Annotated in this window: 3 protein-coding genes and 1 pseudogene; 1 reads left to right on the top strand and 3 read right to left on the bottom strand. The window is 64.7% G+C overall.

Annotated elements, in window-relative coordinates:
• A pseudogene (locus PF446_RS11445) lies at positions 1-225 on the top strand (efflux transporter periplasmic adaptor subunit); the annotation flags it as partial.
• On the opposite strand, the gene PF446_RS11440 reads toward PF446_RS11445, so the two are convergent.
• The 3 genes from PF446_RS11440 to PF446_RS11430 form a co-directional block, all read right to left on the bottom strand.
• Complete coding sequence (locus PF446_RS11440) at positions 204-1,094, bottom strand: efflux RND transporter periplasmic adaptor subunit (protein ID WP_298071684.1); 891 nt, start codon at positions 1,092-1,094, stop codon at positions 204-206. The pseudogene PF446_RS11445 and the gene PF446_RS11440 overlap by 22 nt on opposite strands.
• On the bottom strand, positions 1,091-2,404 hold the full coding sequence (locus PF446_RS11435) for a TolC family protein (RefSeq protein ID WP_298071682.1): 1,314 nt from the start codon (positions 2,402-2,404) through the stop codon (positions 1,091-1,093). Before PF446_RS11435 ends, PF446_RS11440 begins: the two co-directional genes overlap by 4 nt.
• 217 nt (positions 2,405-2,621) lie before the next feature.
• The coding region (locus PF446_RS11430) for a carboxyl transferase domain-containing protein (RefSeq protein WP_298071680.1) at positions 2,622-2,996 on the bottom strand (375 nt) is incomplete at its 5' end.

Below are 2,996 nucleotides of genomic sequence, written 5' to 3'. Positions count from 1 at the left end.
ATGACGGCGGTGCCGCACTCGGCGGTGCTGACTGATGCCAAGGGTGCATACGTGTTCGTGGTCAGCCACGGCCACGCGCATCGGATCAACGTCACGGTGCCGGTCAGCACCCCGCAATGGTCCGCCATCAAGGGCAACATCCATGCCGGCGAGAAGGTCGTGACCCAGGGCAACTATGAGCTGTCCGACGGTATGGCCGTGCATCAGACGAAGGCGAAGAACTGATGGCGGGCGGCATCGCCAACTGGCTTCAGGGCCACCGCCGTCATCTTAACCGTTTTGACGCTGAGCGTGCCGCGCACCCAACTGCCGATGATCAGACGGGTGGCATTCTTGCCGCTGACATGCACCATCGCATCAACCAGGCGGGTCGATGGATTGACCACCGCATGCACCCCATGAATGCTGGCCTTGATGGACGCCGGTTTCCTGGCAAACACCGGCTGCAACTGGACCGGTTGACCGGGACGCACGCGGGGCGCATCTTCCGGTTCGATCCCGAGTCGAATTCGTAAATGCTGCACGTTGCTCAACTTGAGCAGAGGCTGCCCGGCATTGATCACGGCACCCGGCGCGGCACTGACGGAGGTCACCACCGCGGATCCGGAGGCGCGGATCACATGTTGCGCGCCGCTGCCTTGGTGTTTCAGTGCCTGCAATGCCGATTGGGCATCATCAAACACCTGTTGGGCACTGGCGACTGCGTCGCGCGTGACCAGGTGTTGCTGCAGCAGACTGCGTTGCTGCTGCAGCGTGGCCCGGGCGCTGTCCATGGCGCTTTTGGCTTGCTGGTAGGCACGTCTGGACTGCGGGGTGGGCGTCATCTCGATCAACGCTTGCCCGGCATGCACGTGCTCGCCCTGGCTGGCCATGATGCGCGTGACCTGACCCATCTGCAGGGTGCTGATGGTCTGGGTATAGGCCGGATCCGGCTCGACCTTGCCGTATGCCGTGAGGGTCTGCTGCAGACGGCGTGTGGTGACAGCGGTCGTGCTGACCTTCATCGACGGTCCGGCGGGTTTGGCCGATGACGCCGAGGCCACGGGCGGAAGAAGCAGCGCCAACAGCATGGCGATACGGGGAACATGGGTCATGGTGTCGATCCGCTGTCGGAATGCGTGGGTGCATGGGGGATGGGCGCGTGCAGCGGGACATGCCCAAGCAGCGCATTCAGCGCCACACGTCCCTTGGCGAGGGTGGCGTTGATCTGCATGGCCTCAAGCTCACGCGCAAGCAGGTTCTGGTGGATGGAGGACCATTCGGCGCCGTTGAGGTTGCCGGCTGCAAACGCCTTGTTGGCGTTTCGGGACAGCTGCTTGAGGCGTGGCAGTTGCTGTCGCAATGTGGCCTGGCGCGACTGGGTTTGGTACAGACGCGCATATAGCGTCTGTGCCTGTGAGGAGGCGTCATTCAGGCGTTGCGCATAGACCGCGTGCAGTTCATCGCGCGTGGCCCGTGCCAGCCGCGCCGTGTTGCGGCTGCGTCCGAAAATGGGCAGGTTCAGACTGATGCCGATGATGTTGCTGAAGACCGCGCTGGTGTCCGAGTTGCGGCTGACATCGACGCTGATCCCGGGGAACTGCGCCAGCACTGCAGCGCGGAAATCGGCATTGGCCGCACGGTAGCCTGCAGTCAGGGCGAGCAGGTCGGGGCGTGTATGCGGCAGCGATTGCAGCGCCGACTGCACGGCCTGGGGATCGGGTAGCGGCGTCATCTTCGGCCGCAGCAGGGTGTAGCGTACTTGCGGCGCCAGGTTCATGTCGCTGTTCAGCGCCGCCTGCGCAGTGATACGCGCCTGTCGCGCCTGGGTCAGCTGCGCCTGGACCTGGCTCAACGTGGTCAGCGCTGCGGCATCCTGCTGCATGGTGATGTCGCTGCGCTTCAGCGCACGGTCCAGCGCCGCCTGCTGCGTGGCCAGGCGGTCCTGTTGCTGTTGCAGCAAATCGCATTGCCGCCGGGTAAACCAGAGATCGACATAGTCGCTGGCCGTTTTCTGTACCAGCGTCCAGCCCTGCCATGCCACCTGCAGGCGCGTCTGGGTCAGCCGTGCGCGTGCCGCATCCTTGCGCGCCCCGCGTGTCAGCAGCCAGCTCAGGTCCTGGCTCAGTGCAGCAGTGAATCCGTTGACATAGGGCCCCGGCGTGGTCGGCTTTTCCAGGCTTGCAGAGAACTGGGGATCCGGCAGCAGGCCCGCCCGGCGCAATTGCAGCACGCTGATGCGCGCCTTGACCAGGGCGGCCGCATAACCGCGGTTGTCCCGCAGCGCACGCTTGACGGCGGTGCCCAGACTGATGCGCTGCAGCGGCTGTCCCGAGGCATCGTGTGGATGCGAGATCCATTGCGTGGAAGCGGGCAAGGGGCGTGTGCTGTAACTGACGCATGCGGCAAGCAGCAGGGGCGTCATGATCACAGCCAGCACGCGGACGGCGCCGCGGCATCGCTTGCCGGGAGGCGCAGGTACGCGGGACCGATGCCCTGGCGCGGAGCAATTCATGGGGCCTTCGCCTTGCAGGGAGACACAAACATTTCTCGATCTTAAACGCGCGATCTTAGTTTGCTCTTAGCGCATGCCGTGCTGGCCGCATGAATATCCTTCATGCCCTCACACGATACCGGAGGCCTCACATGCGGAATACACCATAGCGCTGTGGCTCGATGGGGGCGTTGAAGGAGGCCGAAATGGCCAGTCCCAGCACGCGCCGGGTATCGGCCGGATCGATCACGCCGTCGTCCCACAGGAGAGCGCTGGCGTAGTCGGGATGCCCCTGGCGTTCGTACTGCTCGCGGATCGGGGCCTTGAAGTCCTCTTCGTCCTTGTCGCTCCATGCATTGCCGCGTGCCTCGATGCCGTCCCGCTTGACCGTGGCCAGCACGCTTGCGGCCTGTTCGCCGCCCATCACGCTGATGCGCGCGTTGGGCCAGGTCCACAAAAAGCGCGCGCCGTAGGCGCGTCCGCACATGGCGTAGTTGCCCGCGCCGAAGCTGCCGCCGATGAT

It is taken from the genome of Oleiagrimonas sp., assembly GCF_027858935.1.
GTDB lineage: Bacteria > Pseudomonadota > Gammaproteobacteria > Xanthomonadales > Rhodanobacteraceae > Oleiagrimonas.
The sequence above is the reverse complement of the archived record's forward strand: the minus strand, read 5'-3'. Positions and strand labels throughout refer to the sequence as shown.

What these genes read in the sequence shown, in the direction of transcription:
- PF446_RS11440 (WP_298071684.1), bottom strand. Translation starts at nt 1,094, where the DNA reads ATGACCCATGTTCCCCGTATCGCCATGCTGTTGGCGCTGCTTCTTCCG.
- PF446_RS11435 (WP_298071682.1), bottom strand. Translation starts at nt 2,404, where the DNA reads ATGACGCCCCTGCTGCTTGCCGCATGCGTCAGTTACAGCACACGCCCC.